Below are 1,073 nucleotides of genomic sequence, written 5' to 3'. Positions count from 1 at the left end.
AACCACCTCGACCTGGAGACCGTGCTCTGGCTCGAGCAGCGCCTGCGCGAGCACCCCGGCACCCTCGTCGTCATCGCCCACGACCGCGAGTTCCTGGACCAGGTCGCCGACGAGATCCTCCACATCGAGCAGTGCCAGCTGACCCGCTACCGCGGCGGCTACACCGCCTTCGAGCAGCAGCGCGCCGAGCGCCTGGCGCGCCAGCAGGCCCTCTACGAGAAGCAGCAGCGCGAGATCGCGCACATGCAGCGCTTCATCGACCGCTTCCGGGCCCAGGCGAGCAAGGCGCGCGCGGCGCAGAGCCGGATCAAGGCCCTCGAGCGCATGGAGCGGGTCGCCCCGGTCTACGCGGACTCGGCGTTCCACTTCGCCTTCCCCGAGGCCCCGGCCGGCGAGAACCCGCTGCTGACCCTGGAGCGCGCCAGCCTCGGCTATCACGGCGCGCCGGTCCTCACCGGGGTGACCGGCAGCCTCCGGCCGGGCGAGCGCATCGGCCTGCTCGGCCCCAACGGCGCCGGCAAGTCCACTCTCGTCCGGACCCTCGCCGGCGACGAGACCCTCCTCGAGGGCGGGAGCACGCGCTCGGCGCGGCTGCGCGTGGGCTACTTCGCGCAGCACCAGCTCGAGCAGCTCGACCCCCAGGCCAGCCCCCTCGAGCACCTGCAGCGCCAGGCCCCGGAGGCCGCCCCGCAGCGCCTGCGCGACTTCCTCGGCGGCTTCGCCTTCCACGGCGAGCTGGCCACCTCGCCCATCGCCCCGCTCTCCGGCGGGGAGAAGGCGCGGCTCGTGCTCGCGCTCATCGTCTGGGAGCAGCCCAACCTGCTGCTGCTCGACGAGCCGACGAACCACCTGGACCTGGAGATGCGCCACGCCCTGACCGTGGCCCTGCAGGGCTTCGGCGGCGCCGTCGTGGTCGTCTCCCACGACCGCCACCTGCTCAGCGCCACCGTCGACACCTACTGGCTGGTCGCCGACGGCGGCGTGCGGGCGTTCGACGGCGATCTCGAGGACTACCGCCGCTGGCTGGCCGAGCGCCGCCGCGCCGCGGCCCGCGAGGCCCGCCCGGCGCAGGG

At 74.4% G+C, this 1,073-nt stretch carries 1 protein-coding gene; it reads left to right on the top strand.

From position 1 onward, the window contains the following. The coding region (locus CKO13_RS12310; RefSeq protein WP_200261438.1) for an ABC-F family ATP-binding cassette domain-containing protein at positions 1–1,073 on the top strand (1,073 nt) is incomplete at both ends.

Source organism: Halorhodospira neutriphila, assembly GCF_016584055.1.
In the GTDB taxonomy this organism is placed as follows: Bacteria; Pseudomonadota; Gammaproteobacteria; order Nitrococcales; family Halorhodospiraceae; genus Halorhodospira; species Halorhodospira neutriphila.
This window is presented reverse-complemented; position numbering and strand designations above follow the sequence as displayed.